Source organism: Polaromonas sp. (assembly GCF_029945925.1).
GTDB lineage: Bacteria > Pseudomonadota > Gammaproteobacteria > Burkholderiales > Burkholderiaceae_C > Polaromonas.
In genome coordinates, this window is sequence record NZ_JAQSDN010000016.1 from 24,415 (window position 1) to 49,482 (window position 25,068).

Genomic DNA, 25,068 nt, shown 5'->3' on the forward strand with positions numbered 1-25,068 from the left:
AGAACAGCGCAATCAGCCGGGCCGGGTGCCGTCGATGACCGGTTCCTGCCCGTCGGTTGGAAGGGCGCCGGCCGGCTCCAGCGCTTCGGCGGCTTGCTCGTTGAGCGCTTGGCCGGACTGCTTGGGCCTGGTCAGCGGCGCCGGTGTCCAGCGCCCGCCATGCATCAGGTCGATGCCGCTGCTGATGTCGCCGCACAGCTGCAGCTGCAGCCGCTCGGCATCGCGGCGGCGTATGTCTTCGGCCACCGCGGCCACCTCGGCCTCCTGCACACCCAGTTGCCGCAGTGCCGCACTGCTGAAGGCCAGGGCCGACTCCAGGGTTTCGCGCAGCTGGTAGTCCACGCCGCTGCGGATCAGTTCGATCGCGTGCTGGCGGTCGTAGGCGCGGGCCAGCACGGGGGTCAAGGGGAACGCATGCTTGACCAGCTCCACGATGAGGCTGGTCGCCTCTTTTTTGTCGACGCAAACCAGGATGGCACGGGCATGGCCTGCGCCGCTGGCGTGCAGCACGTCCAGGCGCGTACCGTCGCCGTAATACACCTTGAAGCCGAACTGGGCCGCCGCGCGGATCATGTCGGTGTCGTTTTCGATGATGGCGATGTCGATGCCGCGCGCCAGCAGCGACTGACTGGCAATCTGCCCGAACCGGCCGAACCCGATGATGAGCACGCTGCCCCGCAGGTCCTGGGTGACGTCCACACCGTCCATGTCCTGCCCGGGCTTGTCCGGCATGACCCAGCGCAGCGCAAACACGGCCAGCGGCGTCAGCGCCATCGAGATGATGATGGCGGCCGTCAGCACGGCGTTGACACTGGCCTCCACGATGCCGGCCGCAGCGGCCGCCGAATACAGCACAAAGGCAAATTCACCGCCCTGGGCCATCATGGCGGTGCGTTGCAGGGCATCGCCATGGTTCGACTTGGTGATGCGGGCCACGGCGTAAATGCCCATGCCCTTGAACGCCATGTAGGCCAGCACACCGCCAAGAATCAGCGGCCAGTCGGCCAGCACCAGCGTGAGGTCCAGCGACATGCCCACACCCATGAAAAACAGGCCCAGCAAAATGCCTCGGAAGGGCTCGATGTCGGCTTCCAGCTGGTGCCGGAAGGTGGACTCGGACAGCATCACGCCCGCGGCAAACGCCCCCAACGCCATCGACAGGCCGCCCCACTGCATGGCCAGGGCGGCACCCAGCACCACCAGCAGGGCGGCCGCCGTCATCACCTCGCGTGCCTTGGCTTTGGCCAGCACGCGAAACAGCGGGTTGAGCAGCCAGCGGCTCACCGCCACCAGGCCAATGATGGCCGCCAGCGCCACGCCGATGCTGACCCAGCGCGACGCGCCGGTGCCGGCCTCCGGCGCCAGGAAAGCCACAATCGCCAGCAAGGGAACAATCGCCAGGTCCTCCAGCAGCAGGATGGACACCATGCGCTGGCCGCGTGGTGTGGAGGTGTCGCCGCGCTCTTCGAGCAGCTGCATCACGATGGCGGTGGATGACAGCACAAAACCCATGGCCGCGATGAACGCCACCACCGGTTTCAGCCCGGCGCCCATGCCCAGCGCCGTGAGCAGGGCGCCGCAAACCACCACCTGCATCAAGCCCAGGCCGAAGATCTGGCGCCGCAGCGTCCAGAGCCGGGTCGGCTGCATCTCCAGCCCGATGACAAACAGGAACATCACGACGCCGAGTTCGGCCAGGTGCAGGATGGTCCCGGCCTCGCGAAACAGGCCCAGGCCGAAGGGCCCGATGGCCAGGCCTGCCGCCAGATAACCGAGCACAGAGCCCAGGCCCAGCCGTTTGAACAGCGGCACGGCCAGCACGCCGGCGGCCAGCAACACCACCACCTTGACCAGCTCACTGCCTTGTTCGACTGCCATCACATTCCCGTGGACGCGCCCCGCGGGGGCTGATGCTCGGGATGGTAGCGGAGTTTGGCGGCACGAGGCCTGCACCCCGTCTGGCTTCTTGCCGCTTTGCCTTTCCTGCTTGCCTACTTGCGCAGGGAGGCGGGCAGCATGTCAAACAGCGGCGTCGGCTCGCGGCGCAACTCGCGGCGAACCGTGGTGCTGTCCAGCGCCGGCGCACCGCCGGACAGGTTCAGATAGGCCAGCTGCTGCATCCAGGTGATATCGACCTGTCCGTCGGGGCCGGGCCGGGAAAAGATCAGTTCCAGCATCCTTTTGGCCGGCTCGCTGCCCTGGTTTTGCGCCAGACGGTAAAGGCGGATGGCCTCCACGAAATTGGCCGGCTGGCCTTCGCCGCGGTGGTTGCGCTGCGCCCGTGCAAAGGTGTCGGCGGCTGAGGCGGAACTGCGGGCCGGCGGCGTGACGCGCAGGCGTTCCGACAGCAGTGCCGCGTTGGCAGAAGCCGCTTCCGACCTGGACCCGGCGGCGCGAAAATGCTCCAGCGCGTCCGCGGGCCGGTTGGCAGTGATACTTTCGAAGCCGAGTTCTATCCGGGCATGCACGTTGCCACCGCGCGCCGCGCTCAGCAGCAGTTGCCGGTCCGGCGCGGAGGCCGCGGGAGTTGCGGGGACGGGTTCACCGCGCAAGCCCGGTGTCGCCAGCTGCAGCGGCGACAGCCGCTCGTCAACCAGCCACTGCAGGTACTGGGCACGCGGCAGGTCCACCCGGCGCAGCAGCGTGATCCAGCGCTGCGCTGCCGAGGGGTTGGGTGCAGTGCGGCAGCCATCGATCTCGCACCAGGCCAGGCCAGCGGCGGCCAGCGGCTCACCCAGCGCACGCGCGCGTTCAAACCACGCGGCGGCCTCGCCAGGGCTGGCCGCCACGCCGATGCCGTGCAGATACAGCAGGCCGAGCAGCCAAGCGGCGCGGGCCTGCTCCCGCGCGACGCGGCCCGGTTGCGGGCCCACCGACAGCGCCCGAGAGCGCAGGCGCGAGACTTCCGCCTCCAGCGCAGAGGGCTGCTCCCTGGCCTGCAGCGGAGCAGGCGGCAATTGGGTGGCGCTGAGCGTCTCGGGCGTCGGGTCCGCCGCGCGCAGCGGTGGCGCAGGCGGCGGTGAGCCGTCGAAAGCCGGCTCCGGCTGGATGCTGCCGGCAGCCTGGACCGCCCCCAGCCACAGGCAGCAGCAGAAAACACGGGAGATGAACCGCAGCATGTCCGGCTTCCTGCCGCGGACTAACGCGCAGCTGCAGGTGGCGCAGCTGCAGCCGCCGGCGCAGCGGCGCGCTTGGGCCCGACCTGCCACTGGACACCGGCAAAGGTGTAGCCATCTGCCCCCAGGCTGCTGGCGAACGCTTTGTTGATGTCCTCGAGGCTGGTCGTCTGCCGCAGCGGCACCAGCGCCGGGGCCTGCAGGTACTGCGGCAGTTTTCCGGCCACGTCGGCATCGGTGGCAAAACAGCCCGCGCGCTCGGTGCCCGCGCTGGTCGAATCCATGATGAAGCCGGGCGTGGGGCTCATCCAGTCCGGGATGCGGATCGCCTGGTTGGCGCTCAGCAAGGCATTCGGATTCGTGGCATTGGGCAGCAGGCGCATCACCTTGCCGCCCGCCTCATGCAGGAAGCAGTACAGGTAGGACGCGCGTGACAGGCTCGCCGACAGGAAGATCTGCTCGCCCACCTCGAAGGCGGAACGTCCCACCAGCACATTTTCGATCTGCAGGCTGATCTTTCTGGGCGGCGCCGCGCTGCCATAGGCCGAGGGGCCGTAGGGGCTTGTGCCGCCCGGGCGCTGGTAGTCTGCCGCGTTGGCCAGCGGCGAGGCGCTGGTGGGGGACCAGCCGATCTGCACGAGTTTGCCGTCCTTGCCCAGCGAGACAAAATGGCGCAGGGCGCGCTCGTAGGTCGGAAAATCAACCACGCCGGACACCACCATGCCGGTATCGGCCTGAAAGCGTCCCAGCGCTGTCCGGAACTCCGGGCTGTGTTCATCCAGCTGCGTGCCGTTTCCCCCCAGATAGCCGTGGCTGATGAGCGAGCGCTGCACCAGCTTGTTGTGCTGCAGCGGTGAGCCCTGGTCGTACCAGTCGCGCAGCTGCCGCTGGAAATCGGGGTGGGTCTGCTCCAGGGTCAGGCACTGCCAGTAAGGCACACGCGCCCATTTGCCGACCAGTTCAATGGTGGCGAGCTCCACCAGCGTCCGGATGGCCGCACCGGCCCCCTGCGCATAGTCGCGCCCCACATTGAACTGCACGCCGTAGTTGCCGATCCGGCCGGCCAGGTCCAGGCCCTGTCCACCGGAAGCGATGATGACTTCATTGGCGGAGTCGAGCCCGGGGATCAGGGTGCGCGAACGGAAGTCGCCGATGTGCAACTCCAACCCGATGATGGTGGCGTTGCGGTTCTTGCTGTAACCGGTGTCCAGCCGCGACGCGGCGGTGCCCACCTCGAAGCGGTTGTTGATGACGTTCTGGTCGACAAACGCGATCGCGCCGGAAAAATAGAGGGCAGGGCGCTGCAGCTGGATCTGGTTGTTGTTGAGCAGGATGGTGGTCAGGTTCTGCACCGTGTCCTGACGCGCGATGTCAACCTCGTAGTCGACATAACGAAAGGCATTGCTGAGCCGGGACATCTGCGAGAGGGCCGTGATGATCATGTCCTTCGTGGCAACCGGCACACGGGTCGAAAAATCGGGGATCTGCTTGCTGGTGATCAGCGTGGTGGAGATCTCCGCCTCGCGGAACAGGTAGTCCATGCACATCAGTGAATCGGAAAAACTCGAGACTGATCGCACGGGCCGCACCACGGGCCGGTTGGTCGCGCTGGCATAGGACTGGAATTTTGCATCGTCGCGCGGATCGGCCGGCGTCGCGCAGCCAGCCAGCAGGACGGCGCCCGCGAGGCCGAGAACGAGGGCCAGAGAACTGAGGCGGGACCTGACAGGCTCAAGCCGGATGGATGGTTTCATGTTGTTCTCCCCACGACGATTGTGAAAATTTTTGAAATGACGGCCTGAAGACACGCCTGGTCTGCCCCGCGGCAAAAGGCCACGGCTACTTGCAGATGTTCACGAGATCGCCCTTGAGCACCACGATCTGCTGGTTGCTTGAAAGACCGTTTTGCCGGCCACCGGTCGCAGCACTTGCCACCGTCGTGCTGCCAACTTCCTGGATGCAGGTTTTCTTGAATCCGTCAGAACTGGCCGAGCGGATCGCGTCCTCGTCGGTCGAGATGCCGTTGGTCTGGTCGGCATTGGCCTTGGCCTCGTAACGCGCGACCTTGGCCTTCATCCATGCCGGCATGTTGTTCATGGACTCCAGCGGCGAGCTGGGACGCGCGCCGCCGATCGGGGCCATCTGCACCGAGATGCGTTTGGTCAGAATGACCGGGTCTTCGCCGGGCGCATTCTGTGCCCACGCGGACCCTATCAGAAACAGGGCGGCCATGGCGGCTGCGCCCACTACCTGCGATGACGTTTTCATGACGGATTCTCCACACGTTAAAGGAAAGGAAAGTGCCGGATCAAACACCGTCTGACCCGGCACGCACCGCCAGGGCCTTCACGCCGCAGAAGCCGTTGCATCAGCCAGGGCTGACAGCGGATTCGGCGACGCAAGAGGCCCTGGAACGGCGCTCTCAGCGGCCGTGGTGGCCGCCGCCGTGACCGGAGCCGGTCGTGGTGCAGGCGAAGCAGGCATTGTTCGAAGCAATGTTCTGCACCGCTGTCGCATCGCGGCCGGTGGCGCTGTTGAGCACATAGCTGTTGTCCATTAGCGTGGCCTGCAGCGAGTTGCCGCTGACCGTGACGTCACCGATGTTGGACGACAGGTTCTGCTGGGCCACCGTGTCGGCGTTCGCGGTATTGCCCACATAGCTGCCGCGTGCAGCGACGATCTGCAGCGAGTTGCCGCTGATCGTCACATCACCGGCATTGCTGGCCAGGTTTTGCTGGGCCACAGCATCACTGCCGTTGGCGGTGTTGACGACGCCTGTGGTTGACAGTACCGCGATCTGGGCCGAGTTGCCGCGGATCTTGATTTCGCTGGCAGGTGTCGGGCCGGTAGCCATCGCAGCCGTAGCCACAACAGACAAAGCGAGGAGTACAAGTTTTTTCATGACAGTTTCCTTAAAAAGTGACTTAAGACCTTCTGGTCATCAGGGAATCCGGTGACCAGCTACATTGACTTCGCGGTGGAGAACAGCTCTTTCCAGTGGGAATTGGCAGCTCTTTCGGCGTTGTCGAGGTGGAGTTTGGGTACGGCGCAGAGTTAAGCCAATAACCAGACGTGAGTACTTCAATTAGGGGAGAGGACCCCCCCAAAAATTCAGCCACCCATGTGGCGACGCTGGCCCCACAAGGTGACATTGCTATCAATTTGTGAGATGCTTCGGCCAAACGAAATAGCTAGTAACAATATGTATCCGAAGCAACACGTAGAAATAAACATCAAACGGGTCACTCATCTGGGACCTAATTACTTCGTTGTGTCAAAAAAATCACGGATGTTCGATGTTTCTGCCTCGTGCACCAGGTGACTTGATGTAACGAATTCGCCCGGGTTTCCAGCAAGTTTTTGGGAGTAGACAAACAGTCAAACGCAAGGGTGTTCAGGGAAACAACGGATCGATGCCCCCGGCACCGTCCGGGACTTTTTTGATGCCGGTCATAACGCAACAGGTTTCCGCTTTCCACACTTGCACCAGTTTCGGTCAAGAGTAGCTAAAAAAACAGTAAAGGGAAGTCATGCAGAACATCATCCAGACCACGGCTGCGTTGCAGCCCCCGCCCCGTGACATTCGCGGAATGCAACCAGGCCTGCAGGCATCCCGCGAGGGCCCACCTTCTCTGTGGCCCAACTTCCTCAACGGTCAGCCCGGACAACCGGTGCGGGTCCTGTTGATCGACGATGACCCCCATATCCGCAAGGTGATCTCACAGGAACTGCTGGGTGACCTGCGCACCGACGTCGTGGGGGAGGCCAGCAACATGCGCGAGGGCCGGCGCCTGATCTCGCAGCTCGAGTTCGACGTGATGCTGGTCGACCTCAATCTGGGCGACGGCACCGGGTTCGACCTGATTGACCACATGAAAACCGTCAGGCCCATGGCCGAAGCGGTGGTGATCTCCACCCTGGAGGACGAGGAACACGCCTTGCGCGCCTTCACACTGGGTGCCACGGGCTACTTCGTCAAGAACTCCTGGTTCGGCAACTTTCCCGAAGCCGTGCTGCAGGTGGCCAATGGCGGCGCCTCCATCACGCCCCACCTCGCGCGGCGGCTGCTGCACAAGCTGCAAAATGGCCAGGACCCCGGGTATCCGTCCAATGGAACGAGCAACAAGAGGCTGTCGGATCGCGAAAAGGAAGTGCTGAAGCTGGTGGCTGCGGGTTACACCAGCAACGAAATTGGCGCGCGGCTTGCCGTCAGTTGCCAGACGGTCAACTCCCACATCAAGAACATCTACCGCAAGCTGCATGTGCGTAGCCGGGCCCAGGCGGTCAGCTATGCGGCGCATCGCGGCCTGTTCTAGGGGGCCATCATGTCCCTACGCGCACTTCCCCAGGGTCTGGTCCCCCCGCACGCCAAGCGTGTGCACCGGGGCGCGTCGCCGGCACGGCCCGAATCCTCAAACCCGGGCCCGTTGCAGCGCGGTTTTTCCGGCGCCACCCTCGCCGGGGCTTTGCGGCTGGCGCTGCTGCTGTGGCTGACCCACTTTCTGGTCAGCATGGGGCTGGGTTTCAAGGCGGGATCACCGCACACGGCCTATGTTGCCCACCTCGGGGTTCAGTTCCTGCTCCTCAGCGCCGCCTGTTTCCTGTTCACCATGGTGCATGTAGCCAGCGCGAGGATCTACTGGATCCTCGGGGTACAGGCTATGGCGGGAGCGACCGCGCTGTACTACAACGGCAACGCCAACGGTGCAGAGGTGCCCGTCCCCTGGATGGTGATGAACCTGCTGTCGGCCATGCTGCTGACCATCGCCATGGCGGCCTGCGTCTACCTGCCGCGCAGTTCCCCGGGCTGGCTGGCGCTGGCGGGCGGCATGCTTGGCCTGGGCATTTGCATCCAGCAGGTGACGCTGGCAGATGCCACAGAAGACAGCGCCGTCCTTTTCAGGCATTTTTATGTGCTGATCCTGCTGGTGGTCTGGCAGTTGGTGACGCGACGCGGGCGCCTGAGACTCCTGGGCACGGGCGAATCCGCCCGGGCCGGCGGTAGCCAGGAGACGGGGGCAACCGCCTCCGCTGTCCGCCACGAGCGCCGCCGCATTGCGCGGGACCTGCACGATGGTGTGGCCTCCCAGATTGTCAGCATCCTGTCGTCGCTGGACCACCGCGCGCCCGAGCAGCAGGCCCTGGGCCTGGCGCTCGAACAATGCCTGCTGGACATCAAACTGACGGTGGACGGCATCGAGTCGGAGGACCAGAACATTGTCGAGGCACTGGGTTCCCTGCGCTACAGGGTGCAACGCCCTCTCGACAAGCTGGGGATCCACATGGTCTGGGACGTCGAGATATGCAGTGCCCTGGAGACCGTTCGCGGCGAGGAGGCACGGCAGGTTCTTCGCATTGCGCAGGAGTGCCTGTCCAATGTGATGCGCCACGCGCAGGCCTCCAGGGTGGTCGTGTCCTGCCGCTACGCCGCGGACATGGGCTGCATGGAATTTGAGGTGCGGGACAACGGTGTGGGCATCGCGCACAACATGGCGTCGGAAGCGATCGGCAAGGGCCTGGAGAACATGCGCCAGCGCGCCCGGCTGATGGGTGGAGAACTGACGATCTCGAGCAAGTTCGGCAGCGGCACCCGCGTGCAGCTGACCTTGCCGCTGGATCCGGAACTCTGCGCCGTACCGGTGGGGCCTGCCGACGTCAATTGATGTTTTCTTGATTCATGACATCACACCGTTCGGGCTGAGCCTGTCGAAGCCTGTCCTGAGCTTGACGAAGGGCCCTTCGACAAGCTCAGGGCGAACGGCAGCAAGTTGCCTGTCATGATTCATGGAGTCTCCATAGACTGCGCAGGTAGCCCAGGCCAGGGCTTCCCGCTGTGGGACAATGCCGACCCTTGACGCCGTGGTTTGAGGCCCGGCGCCAACCCGGCCCCCCCATCCACAGCCTACGACGAATCACTCCTCTTCATGCAAAAAATCATTCGCCAGATCGCGGCGGAAATCAAGGTCCAGGAACACCAGGTCAAGACCGCCGTCGAGTTGCTCGATGGCGGCGCCACCGTGCCGTTTATTGCACGTTACCGGAAGGAAGTGACCGGCGGCCTCGACGACATCCAGCTGCGTGAACTCGAATTTCGCCTGGGTTACCTGCGCGAACTGCAGGAGCGGCGCGAGTCCGTGCTCAAGAGCATTGAAGAGCAGGGCAAACTGACGCCCGAACTGGCCGCCGCAATTGCCGCGGCACCGACCAAGCAGGAGCTCGAAGACCTGTACCTGCCCTTCAAGCAGAAACGCCGCACCAAGGGCCAGATCGCGCGCGAGGCGGGCATCGAGCCGCTGGCCGACAAGCTGTTTGCCGATCCCGCGCTCGTGCCGGCGGACGAGGCGGTGGCTTTCGTGAAAGCCGAAAAAAACGAAAACGGCGACGACTTCACCACGGTGCAGGCTGTGCTCGACGGCGTGCGCGACATCCTGTCCGAGCGCTGGGCCGAAGACGCCGCGCTGCTGCAGTCGCTGCGCCAGTGGCTCTGGAGCGAAGGCCTGCTCTCGTCCAAGCTGGTCACCGGCAAGGATGAAAACAATCTGGAGAACAGCAAGTTCCGCGACTACTTCGACTACGACGAGCCGATCGGCCGCGTGCCTTCGCACCGGGCGCTGGCGGTGTTCCGCGGCCGCGGTCTGGAGATCCTGGACGCCAAGCTGCTGCTGCCCGAAGTGCCTGAGCCCGGCAAACCCAGCATCGCTGAAGGAAAAATCGCGCTGCACCTGGGCTGGAGCCACAAGGGCAGGGCGGCCGACGACCTGCTGCGCAAATGTGTGAGCTGGACCTGGAAGGTCAAGCTCAGCCTGTCGATCGAGCGCGACCTGTTCAGCCGCCTGCGCGAAGAGGCCGAAAAGGTCGCGATCAAGGTGTTTGCCGACAACCTGCGTGACCTGCTGCTGGCCGCACCGGCCGGCCCGCGCGTGGTCATGGGCCTGGACCCCGGCATACGCACCGGTGTCAAGGTCGCGGTGGTGGACGCCACCGGCAAGCTGGTCGAAACCGCCACGGTCTTTCCGCACGAGCCGCGCAAGGACTGGGACGGCTCGCTGCACACCCTGGCCAAACTCTGCGAAAAACACGGCGTCAACCTGATCGCCATCGGCAACGGCACGGCCAGCCGCGAAACCGACAAGCTCGCCGCCGACCTGATCAAGGGCATGGCCAAGGTCGGGCAGGCCATCGAAAAAGTCGTGGTCAGCGAAGCCGGCGCCTCGGTCTATTCAGCCAGCGAATTTGCCTCGCAGGAGATGCCGGACGTGGACGTCAGCCTGCGCGGTGCGGCCAGCATTGCGCGCCGTCTGCAGGACCCGCTGGCCGAACTCGTCAAGATCGACCCCAAGTCCATCGGCGTCGGCCAGTACCAGCACGACGTCAACCAGAGCGACCTGATGCGCAGCCTGGACACCGTGGTGGAAGACTGTGTGAACAGCGTGGGCGTGGACCTGAACACCGCGAGTGTGCCGCTGCTGGCCCGCGTTTCGGGCCTGAGCAACACCGTGGCCAAGTCCGTGGTGCGCTGGCGCGACGCCAATGGCGCCTTTGCCAGCCGGGCCGACCTGCTCAAGGTCACCGGCCTCGGTGCGAAGACCTTCGAGCAAAGCGCCGGCTTCTTGCGCCTGCGCTCCAGCAGCAACCCGCTGGACATGACGGGCGTACACCCCGAAACCTACCCGGTGGTCGAGAAAATCATGGCGCATACCGGCAAGCCGGTGGCCGAACTCATGGGCCGCGCCGAGATGCTCAAGACGCTCAAGCCCGAGCTGTTTGCCAATGAGCAGTTCGGCGTGATCACCGTGAAGGACATCATTGCCGAGCTGGAAAAACCCGGCCGTGACCCGCGCCCCGACTTCAAGGTGGCGCGTTTCAACGACGGCGTGGAAGACATCAAGGATTTGAAAGAAGGCATGACGCTGGAAGGCACGGTCAGCAACGTGGCCGCCTTCGGCGCCTTCATCGACATCGGCGTGCACCAGGACGGCTTGGTTCATGTGAGCCAGCTGTCCAACAAGTTCGTGACCGACGCGCGCGAGGTGGTCAAGACCGGCGACATCGTGAAAGTGCGCGTGACCGAGGTCGATGTCGCCCGCAAGCGCATCGCCCTGACCATGAAGCTGGACGCGGCACCGGCGCGCCCGGGCAGGGAAGGAGGTCCACGCGACAACCGCTTTGAAGGCGCGCGGCCGGGGCAGGGGCAGAACCGCGGCGGCAACTATGGTGGCGGGCAAGGCAGGGCGCCGCAGCCGGCGACATCGACGGCGATGGAGTCCGCCTTCAGCAAGCTGGCCGCCCTGAAGAAATAGCGTTTGTCGCGCGGAAGGCTGCAGGGGCGCCGGTTTTCGATGTCAAATCTGCATCTGGCCCAATCAGTACGGGCGCAAGAAGCTACCAAAACCATAGCAACCGCGATCCGTCCATGAAAGCCCTCCGCATCTACGCCGGCCCCCAGGCCCGACGCCACATCGAACAACACGGCTTGCGCCCGCAGGACGTGCGCGTGGTGCCGGGCGCGGCGGGCGGGCCCAAGGGTCTGGTGCTGGGGCCGCTGGACCGCTTCATCTTCGGCGACTGGCTGGCGGGCAGTAGCCAGCAAGTGCACCTGGTCGGCGCGTCGATAGGCGCCTGGCGCATGGCGACCGCCTGCCTGGACGAGCCGGTGGTGGCCTTCCAGCGGCTGGAGGACGACTACATCCGCCAGCATTTTGAGGTGCTGCCCGGGCAGAAACGGCCCAGCGCACAGCAGGTCAGTGAGCAGTTCGGCCAGAGCCTGAAAGATTTTTACGGCGGCCGCGTGTTGCAGGTGCTGCAGCATCCGCGTTACCGTCTGCACATCGTCACCTCGCGCGGGCGCCACCTGCTGGGGCGTGAACACCGCCTGCGCACGCCCCTGGGCTACCTCGGCGCTTTCCTGACCAACACCCTGCGCCGCAAGGCCATGGGCGCCTGGCTGGAACGCGTGGTGTTTTCGAGCCAGGGCGCGCCATTACCCTTTGCCACCAGCGACTACCGCACGCGCCAGCTGGCACTGACTGAAGCCAACTTCAACCCGGCGCTGCAAGCCAGCTGCTCGATTCCCTTCATGCTGCAGGCCGTGCACAACATTCCCGGCGCACCACCCGGCGCCTACTGGGACGGAGGCATCACCGACTACCACCTGCACCTCAACTATGCTTCTGATTTGATAGCTGCTGGCGCAGAAGGGACGGGGGCTGGAGGCCAAAATGACTCAAAGAATCCGGGCCTGGTGCTGTACCCGCACTTCCAGAAAGCCGTGGTTCCGGGCTGGCTCGACAAGGGCCTGAAGTGGCGCCACGGCGCCACGCATTTCCTCGACAACATGGTGCTGCTGGCGCCCGACCCGGCTTGGGTCCAGACCCTGCCCAACCAGAAGCTACCCGACCGCAACGACTTTCTGCGCTACGGCGCCGACCTGCCCGGACGCATCAAGGCCTGGAGCACGGCGGTGGCGGCGAGCCGGCAGCTGGCCGATGAGTTTCAGGGTTGGCTGGCAAGGCCGGATATGGGGCGGGTGGAGGCGCTTTGACGGGCGCCCGCGACGGCCTTGAAGGGTTTCGACCACAACGTAACCCCGCTGGCGGCACTTGTGATCGACTGCATGGCAGCGCATAATGTGTACACAATGATTCGCAAAGTGCGAAGCACACGCAGCAATGAGGTATCACCCATGGAAACGACCAAAGTTGGCATTCGGGAGTTTCGTGCTGACCTGGCGGAATACATCGCCTCCAGAACCGCGGTGGCCGTGACGCGCCACGGCCAGACCGTAGGCTATTTCATTCCGACACAAGGCCAGGTGGGCGCAGACCTTTCGGCATTGAAGCAAGCCAGCGAGGTGCTGGATCAACTGCTGCAAGCCCACAGCGTTGATGTCAATGAGGTGGTCTCAGAGTTCAAGGTCGCCCGTAAAAAAGCAACGCAAGCCAAAAAGGCAAAAGCCAGGACTGCATGAGCAGCAAAGCCATCGTCCTGGATGCAAACATCCTGATCCGGGCCGTGTTGGGAAGGCGGGTTCGGGAGCTGATTCTTGAAAACGCCTCGACCGTCAAGTTCTTCGCCCCGGACGTGGCTTATGCCGATGCCCGAAAGTACCTGCCAGCGCTGCTGGAAAAGCGGGGCGTCATGAGTTCCGTGGCCATGACGGTTCTGGACGGCCTCGAAGGCGTCGTCCAGTCCATCGAGCTTGAACTTTACGCCGGCATGCAAGCGCAGGCCTTGCAACGAATCGCCATCCGCGATGCCAACGACTGGCCCGTGCTGGCCTGTGCCATGACCATTGGCTGCCCCGTGTGGACGGAGGATGCCGACTTTTTTGGCACAGGCGTGGCAACGTGGACGACGGACCGTGTTGGGCTTTACTTGTGCAGCCCATGACGCCCGTTGTTCACCCGATTCTCACCGAGGCCGATTACCAGGCCGCACTGCAGTTGGTGGCGCCGTACTTTGAGAACGAGCCCGAGGTTGGCAGTGATGCCGGATCGCACTTTGAGGCGATGGTCGCGCTTATTCAGGACTATGAGACCAAGCACTACCCGATCGCTCCCGCCGAGCAGGCTGTGCCGATTACGGAAAGCCGTAGGGCAAAGCACTAGCTTTGCTACCAAAGCTTTAGTGCAGTTATCCTCTGGGCATGGCTATTCCAGACTACCAAACCTGCATGCTCCCATTTCTACGTTTTCTCGGCGATAGCGAGGAACATTCCCTTCGCGATGCTGAGGAATCGCTGGGTGAGTATTTCCAGTTGTCCGCCACCGAGCGCGCCGAACTGCTAGCAAGTGGGCAGCAGAGAGTCTTCAAAAACAGGATCGGCTGGGCAAGAACATACTTAAAAAAGGCATGCCTCATCGAGGCGCCCAAGCGTGGTGTGTTCAAGATCACTGACAGAGGACTTAAAGTTCTTTCGACAAATCCAGTCCGAATCGACGGAAAGTTTTTGGAGCAGTTTCCCGAGTTCGTGGAATTCAGGGAAATCTCCAAGAAGACAAGTGAGAACATAACGGCTTCAGGACCTGCGCAGAATCCATCGGCCACCGTCACTCCCGAAGAAGAAATCGAGCGTGCCTATCAAGGTTTGCGTGAGCAACTCGCGCAGGAACTGCTTGCTGTAATTCTGAGTTGCTCTCCAGTATTTTTCGAGCAGCTTGTTGTTGATGTGCTTGTGAAGATGGGTTACGGCGGTTCCAGGCGCGATGCGGGTGAGCGAATAGGGCAGACCGGCGATGGCGGTATCGACGGAATCATCAAGGAAGATCGTCTTGGCTTGGACACGATTTTCATTCAGGCAAAACGCTGGCAAGGATCGGTCGGACGCCCTGAAATTCAAAAGTTTGTTGGTGCACTTCAAGGCCAGCGCGCGAGGAAAGGCGTCTTCATTACTACATCGACTTTTACAGCCGATGCAATTGACTACGCCTCGAGAATTGACACAAAGGTGGTGCTGATCGATGGAAAGGCTTTGTCTGCGTTAATGATCGATTTTGATGTGGGTGTTTCGGCGTCTGCCTCTTATGTGGTCAAGCGCGTTGACTCTGATTACTTCGAAGAGAGTTGATTACAGCGAATCGCCCAGCATCGCTTCATATTCCTCCGCCGTCGCAATCCGCGGATTCGTCTTGTGGCAATGGTCGGCCATCGCGCCCACGATGATCTGCTCGAACTGCGCGCGCTGAACGCCCATCTCGGCCAGGCCCTTGGGCAACCCCAGGCGGGCATTCATGTCCTTGACGGCTTCGGGAATGTCGCTGCCTGAGGCCAGGCCCATGGCCTGCGCCATGCGGTTCAGCCGGTTTTCTTTCTGGATCGACTCGGCACTCGCGTTGAAACGCACGACCGCCGGCAAAAACATCGCGTTCAGCGTGCCGTGGTGCAGGCGCGGATCGACGCCGCCCAGGCTGTGGCTCAGGCTGTGCACACAACCCAGTCCTTTCTGGAAGGCCATCGCGCCCTGCATGGACGCGCTCATCATGTTGAGGCGGGCTTCGCGGTCGCTGCCGTCGCGCGTGGCGCGTTCGATGTGGGCCCAGCCGCGCTGCAGGCCGTCCAGGCCGATGCCGTCGGCCGGCGGGTTGAAGGCGGGCGCCATGAATGTTTCCATGCAGTGCGCAATCGCGTCCATGCCGGTGGCCGCCGTCAGTTGGGGCGGCAGGCCCAGCGTCAGTTCGGGGTCGCAGATCGCGGCTTTCGGAACGATGTGCCAGGAGTGGAAACCGAGCTTGCGGTGGTCGTCCAGGATGATGATGGCGCCGCGCGCCACCTCGCTGCCGGTGCCGCTGGTGGTGGGCACGGCAATCAGCGGCACCGCGCGGTCGGTGATTTTCAGCGAGCCGCCCTCGATGGTGGCGTAGGTTTTGAGCGGTCCTTCGTGGGTGGCGGCAATCGCCACGCCCTTGGCACAGTCGATGGCCGAGCCGCCGCCGACGGCGATCAGGCCGTCGCAGCCCTGGGCCTGGTACACGGCGACTGCGGCGCGCACGGCGGCTTCGGTCGGGTTCGAGGGCGTCTGGTCGAACACCGCCACGGTCATGCCGGGCAGGGCGTCGAGTGCCTTTTGCAGGACGCCGGCCGCCTTGACCCCGGCGTCGGTGATGACCAGCGGCTTGCTGATGCCCACACGTTCACATTCCTGCTTGAGGAGCTTGACCGCGCCGTAGTCGAACTGGATCTGGGTGACGTAGTAAATGAAGGCCATGGTTTGCTGTCTTTCGGCGTTGTACGATGCGGGGCGGTTGGCGTATTCCTGCCCAACCTGAACACTCTACTTTACCGGCTGGAGACTCCCTTGACTTGCATGCAGACCCGGATGATGGTCACTTTGGCGATAGCGGGCACCCGGCCGATGTTTCTGGCTTACCGGTAAATGCGGGGACAGGCTGCACACGCCCTGCTGACGCCCGCCATGCGCGACGTGATCCGCCGCATGGGGCGGGCAGGGCACCCGGCGTTTCACACGCTGACGGCCACCCAGGCCCGCGCGGCCTACGAAGCCGGCGCTGGCGTGCTGGAAATTCCCACACCGGCACTGGCGCGCGTCGAAAATTTCAGCATCCCGGCGCGCGACGGCCATGCCTTGCCGGCCCGGCTGTACGCGCCTTCGACCGACAAGCTGCCGGTGCTGCTGTATTTCCACGGCGGCGGGTTCACCATAGGCAGCATCGCGACGCATGACATCCTGTGCCGCCAGCTCAGCCACCTCGCGGGCTGCGCTGTGGTGGCTGTGGACTACCGGCTCGCCCCCGAGCACAAGTTTCCGACGGCCGCCCATGACGCGGAGGATGCGCTGCAGTGGTTGGCAACCCATGCGAACAGGCTCGGGCTGGACAGTGAACGGTTGGCGGTGGGCGGCGACAGCGCAGGCGGCACCCTGGCCGCGATGTGTGCAGTGCTGGCGCGCGATGCCGGGCTGCCGCTGGCCCTGCAACTGCTGTTTTACCCCGGCTGCTCAGCGCACCAGGACACACCCTCACACCGCCGGTTTGCACGCGGCTTTGTGCTCGAGGAGCGCGAGATCAACTGGTTTTTCAGCCGTTATGTGCGCGGCCCGGCCGACCGCGACGACTGGCGTTTTGCGCCCCTGAACACCTCCGATGTGGACGGCGTGGCGCCGGCCTGGGTGGGTCTGGCAGAATGCGACCCGCTGGTCGACGAGGGTGTGATGTACGCCGACAAGCTGAGAATGGCCGGCGTGGCGGTCGACCTGGAAATCTACCGCGGCGTCACCCACGAGTTCATCAAGATGGGACGCATCCTTCCCGAAGCGCGGCAAGCCCATGCCGACGCGGCAAGCGCCTTGCGCCGTGCTTTTTTGAAAGAGATTGACGCATGAAACGACAGGACTTCCGATTTTTTCACCGCCTGCGCGTGCGCTGGGCCGAAGTGGACATGCAGAAAATTGTCTTCAACGCGCACTACCTGATGTACTTCGACACGGCGGTCACCGACTACTGGCGCGCGCTGGCCCTGCCGTATGAACAGGCCATGCACCAGCTCGGTGGCGAGCTGTATGTCAAGAAAGCCACCGTCGAATTCCATGCTTCGGCGCGCTGCGACGACCAGCTGGACGTCGCCATGAAGTGCTCGCGCATCGGCACCTCGTCCATGGTGTTCACCGGCGCCATTTTCCGCGGCGAGCAGTTGCTGATCACCAGCGAGTTGATCTACGTGTTTGCCGACCCGCTCACGCAAACCTCCCGGCCGGTGCCCGACGGCTTGCGCCGCATTTTGACAGCCTATGAAGCCGGCGAGCCCATGGTCACGCTCAAGCTGGGTTCCTGGGCCGAACTCGGTGCCCATGCCGGTGCCATCCGCTCCGAAGTGTTCATCGAAGAGCAGGGCATTCCGCTGGAGATGGAATGGGACGAAGCCGACCACAGTGCCGTGCATGCCGTGGCCTACAACGGCCTGGGCCAGCCGGTGGCCACAGGCCGGCTGCTGCAACACGGTACCGGCACCGGAAAAATCGGGCGCATGGCCGTGAGCCGGGTGCTCCGGGGCACCCGCCTCGGACGCGAACTGCTGCACGCCCTGATGGCCCAGGCCCGGCAACGCGGCGACACCGAGGTGCTGCTGCACGCCCAGCGCAGCGCCGAAGGGTTTTACAGCCGCCTGGGTTTCACCCCGCGCGGCGAACCCTTCGATGAGGTGGCCATTGCCCACATCGAGATGGTCAAGCCCCTTTAGAAAAACCGCCGCCTGAATTTACAGCGGGGTCCGGCCCTGCTGCCAGATCAGTTGGCAGCGGCTGTCGCTCTTCCGCAGCAAGCCGTGCCGGGGGTCGTGTGGGTGGGTGATTTCATCGATCTCGATGGCCCATGTAACCTCAGGAGAAACACTTTCTTCGGCACGAGCCACCAGCACCGTGCTGCTGCGCGTGCCGTAAGCGTGCTCGGGAAAATCGACGAACACACTCGACAACGCGCGCTCCAGGGCCAGCGGTACACCCGTGCGCGGCAGGTGCACGTCGCCGGGGCGCTTCCTGTCCTGCAGGGCGGACCAGAGTCCGGCCTGCAGGTCCTCTTGCCTGTCCGAATCCAGCGCTTGGCGCAGCGCTGTTTTCAGCGCGCGGGTTTTGGGCCAGGGCGTGTCCAGTGCGCCGTTGGACAGGCCGTAAACACCGGGCTTGAGCGCGCACGATTGCCAGCTCTTGACCGGGCCGCCGTCGGGGTCGGACTGGTTGCTGAGCCAGTGCCAGGCGGAGGACTGGAAATCACCGAGCACCAGGTTGAAGGCGCCATAGACAGTGCTGTCGGTCTGCGCCATGAACTGGCCGGCATCCATTCCGCCTTCGAGCCAGCGCATGACCAACTCACCACGTGACCGTTCACCGGCGACCGGATGCGGCTCGCGCACATTGGTCAGCATCGCCACCCGCCCGCCGGGGCTCAGGCCCAGCCAGGTCCCGCCGGCGCGCAGGTCGCGACCGGAGATCACTTCCTTGCCCGCCTCGGTGTGCCAGCGCGCCAGCGGCGCCGTGGGCCGGTTCAGGAATTCATCGCGGTTGGCAGCGATTACCAGCGGCCAGCGCGGCGAAGCGTCAATGGCAAAGGCGATCAGGCACATCGCTGGGCGTCAGATATCTTCAAGCAGGGCGTAGGGCAGGGGCAACAGCGCCAGGGCTGGACCGCTGGCACTGCCCAAAGTCAGCCGGCCGCCGTCGGCATCGGCCGCAGCGGCGGTCTGCAGGGACACGATCACATCAAAACCTGCAGTCGGGTGCGGTGCGCAGGCCGCAACCAGGCCGCAAGGCTGTTCCGCGTCGGCGGCATGGAACACCTCCTGGCCCACCTGCGGCGTGCCGTCGGTGTGCGCCACGTAGGCGCGGCGTTTGAGCGTGCCGCGAAACTGGCTGCGCGCCACGATTTCCTGCCCCGGGTAACAGCCTTTCTTGAAACTCACGCCGCCGACCGACTCGTAGTTGAGCATCTGCGGCACAAAGGCTTCGAAAATCGGCTGCGTGATCATGGCGATGCCCGACTGCACCTCGAGCCAGTGCCAGTGCGCCAGCGGCAACACCGCGCCCGCAGGCGCCGGGGTGCCGGTCGGGGCGCACCACAAGGCGCGCGGCTGGCCGGCGCCGGGATGCAGGAAAACCAGGTTTGCCTCATCAAAATCAAGCTTGGCCCAAGCGGGATGCGCGCCGCAAGCTATGGTTTCGATAGCGTCACCAGCCAGCCCGCGGAGGGTGTACTCCGCCGTGGCATCACTCAACCTGGCTTTGGCACGCAGCACAAACATGGACAGGCGCTTGAGCGTGGCGGGCAGGATGTCGCGGCTGCAGACCAGCAGAATTTCGTCCGCGCTGCGTTTGAAAACAATGAAGCTGGCCTGCATGCGGCCCTTGGCATTGCAGAACGCGGCCAGTCGCGCTTCGGACAGGCCCAGCAGCGCCACGTCCTGCGTGAGCTGGCCCTGGAGGAATTTGGCCGCCTCTTCGCCGGCGACACGAATCACGCCCAAGTGCGTCAGTTCGGCAACGCCGGACGGCAGGGTGTTCAATGGCAGGGAAACAGGAGGGGAATCGGAAGGGAAGGTCAACATGGCTGAATTATCATAGCCCTATCGTTTTCCGGAAGGTAACAGGGTTGTGCGTCGTTTCTTGATGAGTTTGCTTGTTTTGGTGTTTGTCGCCGGTCTGGTGGTGTTTGGTGCCGTCGGCTGGTGGCTGCACGAACCCCTGACCCTGAAGCCGCAGCCCGGCAGCCAGGTGCTGGATCTGGAGATCGAGCCCGGCACCCCCGCCCAGCGCGTGGCCGGCGTCGTGGCCGCCAGCGGCGTCGATGTGCAGCCGGTGTTGCTGTATGCCTGGTTTCGCCTGTCGGGCCAGGCGAGGCAGATCAAGGCTGGCAGTTACGAGATCACACCGGGCACCACGCCGCGCAGGTTGCTGAGCATGCTGGTGCGCGGCGAGGAAAGCCTCAAAAGCGTGACCCTGGTCGAGGGCTGGAACTTCCGCCAGGTGCGCGCAGCCCTGCAAAAAGCAGAAGCCCTCAAACCCGACACGCAGGGGCTGGGCGCGGAGGCCATCATGGCGCAACTGGGCAAGCCTGGTGTGCATCCCGAGGGCCGGTTTTTCCCCGACACCTATACCTATGCCAAAGGCTCCAGCGACCTGGCGGTGCTCAAACGCGCGGCCCGCGCGATGGACAAACGCCTGGAAGCGGCCTGGGCCCTGCGCAGCGCGGACACGCCCCTGAAAACGCCCGATGAAGCCCTGATCCTGGCCAGCATTGTTGAAAAGGAAACCGGCAAACCCTTGGACCGGCCGGAAATCGGCGGGGTTTTCAGCAACCGCCTGCGCATCGGCATGATGCTGCAGACCGACCCGACGGTGATTTACGGCATGGGCGAACAGTTCGACGGCAACCTGCGCAAGCGCGATCTGCAGGCTGACACACCGTACAACACCTACACCCGCACCGGCCTGCCGCCCACGCCGATTGCCATGCCCGGCAAGGCGGCCCTGCTGGCCGCGGTGCAGCCGGCGCAGACCAAGGCTCTGTATTTTGTCGCGCGCGGTGACGGCACCAGCCACTTCAGCAGCAGCCTGGACGAGCACAACCGCGCCGTCAACAAGTTTCAACGAAACAACTGATGACAGGCCTGTTCATCAGCTTCGAAGGCATAGACGGCGCGGGCAAGTCCACGCACATCAGCGCGCTGGCCGAGGCCTTCAGGGCGCAGGGCAGGGCCGTGACCCTGAGCCGCGAACCGGGCGGCACGCCGCTGGCCGAGAAGCTGCGCGCCATGATCCTCAACGACGTGATGGACCCGCTGACCGAAGCCCTGCTGATTTTTGCGGCCCGGCGCGACCACCTGACCACCGTGATCGCCCCGGCATTGGCACGCGGCGATGTGGTCCTGTGCGACCGGTTCACCGACGCGACCTTTGCCTACCAGGGCGGCGGGCGCGGTTTCGATCTCGACGTGCTATCAAAATTGGAGCTGTGGGCGCAGGATGCACGAGGGCTGGGGCGTGATTTTGTTCTTGAACTCGGCCAAAAGGAAGAGGCTGCACCGATTGTCCAGCCCGACCTGACGGTCTGGTTCGACCTGCCGCCCGAAGAAGCCGCCCAGCGCCTGACCGGCGCCCGCGTGCCGGACAGGTTCGAAGCCCAGCCGGTGGAATTTTTCCGCCGTGTGGCTCAGGGCTACGCCGACCGCATGACCGCCGACCCCGGACGTTTTGCCCGCATCGACGCCGGCCAGACACGCGAGGCCGTGTGGCAGTCGGTGCATAGAGTGTTTACCGGCAAGGGCTGGCTCTGATGACCGGCGATTCCGTCGCAGCCCGCCCGCCCCTGGCCCCTTGGCTGCAGACCCAGCTGCAAACCCTGCTGGCCCAGCGCGGCCATGCCTGGTTGCTCAGCGGCCCTTCCGGCCTGGGCCAGTTCGACCTGGCGCTGGCCCTGGCGCGGGCCTGGCTGTGCGAGCAGGCCACGGCGCAGGGCGCCTGCGGCGTGTGCGGCAGTTGCCATGCGGTCGACGTCCACACCCATGCCGACCTCTGCATGTTGATGCCCGAAACCCTTTCCTTGGGCCTCGGCTGGCCGCTGGATGAAAAAACCCAGGACGAGCTGGACAGCAAGAAACGCAAGCCCAGCAAGGAAATCAAGGTTGATGCGGCACGCGAGGCGGTGACGTTCACCCAGTTCACGCGTTCGCGCGGCAGTACCAAGGTGGTGCTGGTCTACCCGGCCGAACGCATGAACGCGATCACCGCCAACACCCTGCTCAAAACGCTGGAAGAGCCGCCCGGTGCGGTGCAGTTCATCCTCGCCACCGAGGCCGCGCACCAGTTGCTTCCCACCATCCGCAGCCGCTGCCAGGGCCACACCATGCACTGGCCGGATTTTGACCAGGCACTGGCCTGGCTGGCAGAGCGCGCCGGGCCGGAAGGCAAGGCCGGCAAATTGCCGGCCGCCACCGACCTGCACACCCTGCTGGCCGCCGCCGGTGGCCGGCCCGCCGACGCGCTGGAACGCGCGCAGGCCGGACCGAGCAGCGCCATCGCCCAGCACTGGCAGGCCCTGCCCAAAGCCATGGCCCGGGGCGAGGTCGGCGCGCTCAGCGACTTCGGGCCGGCCCAGGCCGTCGATGCGTTGCAAAAGCTCTGCCACGACATGCTGGCCACCCGGGCCGGCGCCGAACCGCGGTTTTTTCGCCACGCCGACTTGCCGGTACAGCCCGCCGGCAAACCCGGGGCGGCTGGCGCGGGCGCCGGCCCCGGTTTTGCCGCGCTGGGCGCCTGGGCCAAGGAGCTGGCCGCCACGGCGCGTACCGTGGAACACCCCTACAACCCCGGCCTGATGCTCGAAGCGCTGGTCAGCCGCGCACAGCTGGCACTCAATTCAAAATAAGCGCTGTTTCTTGCTGACAGCCCGGCGGCCAACCCGATAAACTAGGCGCATGAGTACAACGCCTCCTGCTGGTTCTCCCGGTGCTGCCGGTGCCACCGCCACCAGTTCCAGCGCCGCCCGGCCCAGCGTCATCCAGCTGGCCATCCGCGAAAAAGCCGCGCTCTACGCCGCCTACATCCCGCTGTTCAGCGAAGGTGGCGTTTTCATCCCCTCGGCGCGCGACTACAAGCTGGGCGACGACGTTTATGTGCTGCTGACCTTGCCCGAAGACACCCAGCGCTACCCGGTGGCGGGCAAGGTGGCTTGGGTCACCCCGGCGCGTGCCTCCGGCAACCGGACCCAGGGCGTGGGCGTGCGTTTCCCCGACGACGAAAAGTCCCACCTGCTGAAGATCAAGATCGAGGAAATCCTCGGCGCCCACTTGGCTTCCGACCGTCCGACGCAGACGATCTAGGCCCTTGCCGGCCTGCCCGGGCCGCTTCACTTTTGATAGCTGCCTGCGCCCGTCTGGTATGGGTTGCAGCCATTTTTGATACCCAATAAAGCCTTGCCGATGTTCACCGATTCCCATTGCCATCTGAGTTTTCCTGAGCTCCAGGCCCAGCTGCCGCAGATACGCGAAGCCATGGTGCAAGCCCAGGTGGATCGCGCGCTGTGCATCTGTACCACGCTGGAAGAGTTCGAGACCGTTCACGCGCTGACCACCACCTATGACAACTTCTGGTGCAGCGTCGGCGTCCATCCCGACAACGAGGGTGTGACCGAACCCAGCCTGGCCGACCTGGTGCAACGCGCCGCCTTGCCCAAGGTGGTGGCCATCGGCGAAACCGGGCTCGACTACTACCGCCTGGGCGAGCGCAGCATCGCCGACATGCACTGGCAGCGCGAACGCTTTCGCACCCACATCCGCGCCGCGCGCCAGACACAAAAGCCGCTGGTGATCCATACCCGCAGCGCCTCCGCCGACACGCTGGCGATCCTGAAGGAAGAGGGCGAAACAGCCGACGGAGCAGGGCGGGCCGGCGGGGTGTTCCACTGCTTCACCGAAACCGCCGAGGTCGCCCGGGCCGCGCTGGACCTCGGGTTTTACATCTCGTTTTCCGGCATCCTGACCTTCAAGAACGCCGCCGATCTGCGCGAAGTGGCCCGTTTTGTGCCGCTGGACCGTACCCTGATCGAGACCGACAGCCCCTACCTGGCCCCCATGCCTTACCGCGGCAAAACCAACAACCCGTCCTATGTTCCGTACGTGGCCAGGCAGATCGCCGAGATCAGGCAGATGCCGGTGGAAGCCATTGCCGAGGCCACCAGCCGCAACTTCGAGCGGCTATTTTCAGGAGTTTTGGGATGAAAAAATACCTCATCAATCACTTTAAAAAAATCATCTATCTATTTGTCGTAACTGGATTTATTTCAGTCAATGCAGGCTCCTACGAAGATTTCTTCGTGGCCATCAAACAGGACAACCCCGGCGCCATCCGGCAGCTCCTGACCCGCGGTTTCGATGCCAATACCGTCGACCCCAAAGGCCAGCACGGCCTGTACCTGGCTATCCAGGAGCCATCGCTGAAAGCCGCCCAGGCCCTGCTGGACTGGCCCAAAACCAACGTCAACGCGCTCAATGCCAATGACGAAAGCCCGCTGATGCTGGCCGCGATCAAGGGCCAGCTGGAAGTGGTTGCCGCCTTGATCAAGCGGGATGCCGACGTCAACAAGACCGGGTGGACACCGCTGCATTACGCCGCCAGCAAGGGGCACCTGGCCATCATGAACCTGCTGCTGGAAAACCACGCCTACATCGACGCCGAATCACCCAACGGCACAACGCCGCTGATGATGGCCGCGCAATACGGCACCACACCCGCCGTCAAACTGCTGCTGGACGCCGGCGCCGATCCCTTGCTGAAAAACCAGCAAGGCCTGACCGCCATCGGCTTCGCCCAGCGTGTCAGCCGCACAGAATCGGCAGACCTCATCGCCGCAGCCGTTCGCAAGCGGCAAGCCACGGGTAAATGGTGAGCCTGAGAAGGCGCTGAAATAGCTTCAGTACCACGCCAATTGGTTCAGACAGTTTTCAAGTCTGGCGCGGCGTGGCGGCGATTTTTGTTATTTTGATCTGCCTTTTTTATTCCACGATGTATATTATGTTAAATGACAAAATTTACAGCCATCAAAGCGCAATTGGATAAAATCATCCGGCGAAATGAAGTTGACAACACTTTGGAAATGAAAGTGTCAACACTCAATCCCCTTTCCTTATCCCATGCGGGTTTCGAGCCACCATCGCAATCCGTCAAATTTCAGAGTCCCCGCGTTTAAACAGTTTTTTTGATCTTTTCTGTGAAGTAAAAGTGTCAACAGAGGGCTCGTTTCCTCGATCTGAGTAAGGAGATCAGCCGCTCGTGGCACACTGACGGGATGCCGAAAACTGCAACATCACTGAAGCCGCTCAGCACCTCAGCCAGGAAGCGCCCACAGACGCTAAAAGACGTCCTAGCCAGTGAAGTCCAAGCAGCGCTTGGAGCCAGTAACTCTCGTTTCCTATTTCCGAAAATGTCCGGGGCGGCGGCTGCCGAACTTATGAA

The 25,068-nt window shown here is 63.9% G+C and carries 24 protein-coding genes; 16 read left to right on the top strand and 8 right to left on the bottom strand.

What is annotated here, in order from left to right; all coding sequences use genetic code 11:
* Positions 1 to 12: 12 nt before the first annotated feature.
* The 5 genes from PSV40_RS04300 to PSV40_RS04320 form a co-directional block, all read right to left on the bottom strand.
* Positions 13 to 1,878 (bottom strand): monovalent cation:proton antiporter-2 (CPA2) family protein, encoded by a 1,866-nt coding sequence (locus PSV40_RS04300; protein ID WP_300534620.1) that lies wholly within the window; start codon positions 1,876 to 1,878, stop codon positions 13 to 15.
* A 113-nt stretch (positions 1,879 to 1,991) separates the two neighbouring features.
* Entirely contained in the window at positions 1,992 to 3,119 is a 1,128-nt protein-coding gene (locus PSV40_RS04305; protein ID WP_300534623.1) for a hypothetical protein, read from the bottom strand.
* Positions 3,120 to 3,139: 20 nt separating this feature from the next.
* Positions 3,140 to 4,870 carry a DUF4384 domain-containing protein gene (locus PSV40_RS04310; RefSeq protein ID WP_300534626.1) on the bottom strand — a complete coding sequence of 577 codons (1,731 nt, stop codon included), beginning with the start codon at positions 4,868 to 4,870 and terminating at the stop codon, positions 3,140 to 3,142.
* 85 nt (positions 4,871 to 4,955) lie between these two features.
* Positions 4,956 to 5,384 (bottom strand): hypothetical protein, encoded by a 429-nt coding sequence (locus PSV40_RS04315; protein WP_300534629.1) that lies wholly within the window; start codon positions 5,382 to 5,384, stop codon positions 4,956 to 4,958.
* Positions 5,385 to 5,538: 154 nt separating this feature from the next.
* Complete coding sequence (locus tag PSV40_RS04320; protein WP_300534632.1) at positions 5,539 to 6,018, bottom strand: hypothetical protein; 480 nt, start codon at positions 6,016 to 6,018, stop codon at positions 5,539 to 5,541.
* A gap of 688 nt (positions 6,019 to 6,706) precedes the next feature.
* Between PSV40_RS04320 and PSV40_RS04325 the strand changes: the two genes are divergently transcribed.
* From PSV40_RS04325 to PSV40_RS04360, 8 genes are all read left to right on the top strand, one after another.
* The gene (locus PSV40_RS04325) at positions 6,707 to 7,432 is read left to right on the top strand and encodes a response regulator transcription factor (protein ID WP_300534719.1); all 726 of its coding nucleotides are present in this window, start codon (positions 6,707 to 6,709) and stop codon (positions 7,430 to 7,432) included.
* 9 nt (positions 7,433 to 7,441) lie between these two features.
* Positions 7,442 to 8,779 carry an ATP-binding protein gene (locus tag PSV40_RS04330; RefSeq protein ID WP_300534635.1) on the top strand — a complete coding sequence of 446 codons (1,338 nt, stop codon included), beginning with the start codon at positions 7,442 to 7,444 and terminating at the stop codon, positions 8,777 to 8,779.
* A 261-nt stretch (positions 8,780 to 9,040) separates the two neighbouring features.
* The gene (locus tag PSV40_RS04335) at positions 9,041 to 11,416 is read left to right on the top strand and encodes a Tex family protein (RefSeq protein ID WP_300534638.1); all 2,376 of its coding nucleotides are present in this window, start codon (positions 9,041 to 9,043) and stop codon (positions 11,414 to 11,416) included.
* Between the two features lie 113 nt (positions 11,417 to 11,529).
* Complete coding sequence (locus tag PSV40_RS04340) at positions 11,530 to 12,657, top strand: phospholipase (protein WP_300534641.1); 1,128 nt, start codon at positions 11,530 to 11,532, stop codon at positions 12,655 to 12,657.
* 72 nt (positions 12,658 to 12,729) lie between these two features.
* Complete coding sequence (locus PSV40_RS04345) at positions 12,730 to 13,083, top strand: type II toxin-antitoxin system Phd/YefM family antitoxin (protein WP_366914953.1); 354 nt, start codon at positions 12,730 to 12,732, stop codon at positions 13,081 to 13,083.
* Entirely contained in the window at positions 13,080 to 13,505 is a 426-nt protein-coding gene (locus PSV40_RS04350; RefSeq protein ID WP_300534646.1) for a PIN domain-containing protein, read from the top strand. The genes PSV40_RS04345 and PSV40_RS04350 overlap by 4 nt, the downstream gene beginning before the upstream one ends.
* Positions 13,502 to 13,723: a hypothetical protein gene (locus tag PSV40_RS04355; protein ID WP_300534648.1), complete on the top strand. Its 222-nt coding sequence runs from the start codon at positions 13,502 to 13,504 to the stop codon at positions 13,721 to 13,723. Before PSV40_RS04350 ends, PSV40_RS04355 begins: the two co-directional genes overlap by 4 nt.
* A gap of 38 nt (positions 13,724 to 13,761) precedes the next feature.
* Entirely contained in the window at positions 13,762 to 14,682 is a 921-nt protein-coding gene (locus PSV40_RS04360) for a restriction endonuclease (RefSeq protein ID WP_300534651.1), read from the top strand.
* Here the strand turns inward: PSV40_RS04360 and PSV40_RS04365 are convergent, their stop codons facing one another.
* A complete protein-coding gene (locus PSV40_RS04365) occupies positions 14,683 to 15,819 on the bottom strand; it encodes an iron-containing alcohol dehydrogenase (RefSeq protein WP_300534654.1) in 1,137 nt (378 codons plus the stop codon).
* Positions 15,820 to 15,987: 168 nt separating this feature from the next.
* On the opposite strand from PSV40_RS04365, the gene PSV40_RS04370 reads away from it, so the two are divergent.
* Positions 15,988 to 16,953 (top strand): alpha/beta hydrolase, encoded by a 966-nt coding sequence (locus PSV40_RS04370; RefSeq protein WP_300534657.1) that lies wholly within the window; start codon positions 15,988 to 15,990, stop codon positions 16,951 to 16,953.
* Positions 16,950 to 17,807 carry a YbgC/FadM family acyl-CoA thioesterase gene (locus PSV40_RS04375; protein WP_300534660.1) on the top strand — a complete coding sequence of 286 codons (858 nt, stop codon included), beginning with the start codon at positions 16,950 to 16,952 and terminating at the stop codon, positions 17,805 to 17,807. Before PSV40_RS04370 ends, PSV40_RS04375 begins: the two co-directional genes overlap by 4 nt.
* An 18-nt stretch (positions 17,808 to 17,825) precedes the next feature.
* On the opposite strand, the gene PSV40_RS04380 is transcribed toward PSV40_RS04375, so the two are convergent.
* Positions 17,826 to 18,686 (bottom strand): NRDE family protein, encoded by an 861-nt coding sequence (locus PSV40_RS04380; protein ID WP_300534663.1) that lies wholly within the window; start codon positions 18,684 to 18,686, stop codon positions 17,826 to 17,828.
* 9 nt (positions 18,687 to 18,695) lie between these two features.
* Positions 18,696 to 19,664 carry a folate-binding protein gene (locus PSV40_RS04385; protein WP_300534665.1) on the bottom strand — a complete coding sequence of 323 codons (969 nt, stop codon included), beginning with the start codon at positions 19,662 to 19,664 and terminating at the stop codon, positions 18,696 to 18,698.
* Between the two features lie 46 nt (positions 19,665 to 19,710).
* On the opposite strand from PSV40_RS04385, the gene mltG reads away from it, so the two are divergent.
* The 6 genes from mltG (at position 19,711) to PSV40_RS04415 (ending at position 24,502) form a co-directional block, all read left to right on the top strand.
* On the top strand, positions 19,711 to 20,718 hold the full coding sequence (gene mltG, locus PSV40_RS04390; RefSeq protein WP_300534668.1) for an endolytic transglycosylase MltG: 1,008 nt from the start codon (positions 19,711 to 19,713) through the stop codon (positions 20,716 to 20,718).
* Positions 20,718 to 21,392: a dTMP kinase gene (gene tmk, locus PSV40_RS04395; protein WP_300534671.1), complete on the top strand. Its 675-nt coding sequence runs from the start codon at positions 20,718 to 20,720 to the stop codon at positions 21,390 to 21,392. Before mltG ends, tmk begins: the two co-directional genes overlap by 1 nt.
* The gene (locus PSV40_RS04400) at positions 21,392 to 22,483 is read left to right on the top strand and encodes a DNA polymerase III subunit delta' (RefSeq protein WP_300534673.1); all 1,092 of its coding nucleotides are present in this window, start codon (positions 21,392 to 21,394) and stop codon (positions 22,481 to 22,483) included. Before tmk ends, PSV40_RS04400 begins: the two co-directional genes overlap by 1 nt.
* 49 nt (positions 22,484 to 22,532) lie before the next feature.
* Entirely contained in the window at positions 22,533 to 22,937 is a 405-nt protein-coding gene (locus PSV40_RS04405) for a PilZ domain-containing protein (RefSeq protein WP_300534676.1), read from the top strand.
* 99 nt (positions 22,938 to 23,036) lie between these two features.
* Complete coding sequence (locus PSV40_RS04410) at positions 23,037 to 23,834, top strand: TatD family hydrolase (RefSeq protein ID WP_300534679.1); 798 nt, start codon at positions 23,037 to 23,039, stop codon at positions 23,832 to 23,834.
* Positions 23,831 to 24,502, top strand: a complete 672-nt coding sequence (locus tag PSV40_RS04415; RefSeq protein ID WP_300534682.1) for an ankyrin repeat domain-containing protein — start codon at positions 23,831 to 23,833, stop codon at positions 24,500 to 24,502. Before PSV40_RS04410 ends, PSV40_RS04415 begins: the two co-directional genes overlap by 4 nt.
* Positions 24,503 to 25,068 lie beyond the last annotated feature (566 nt).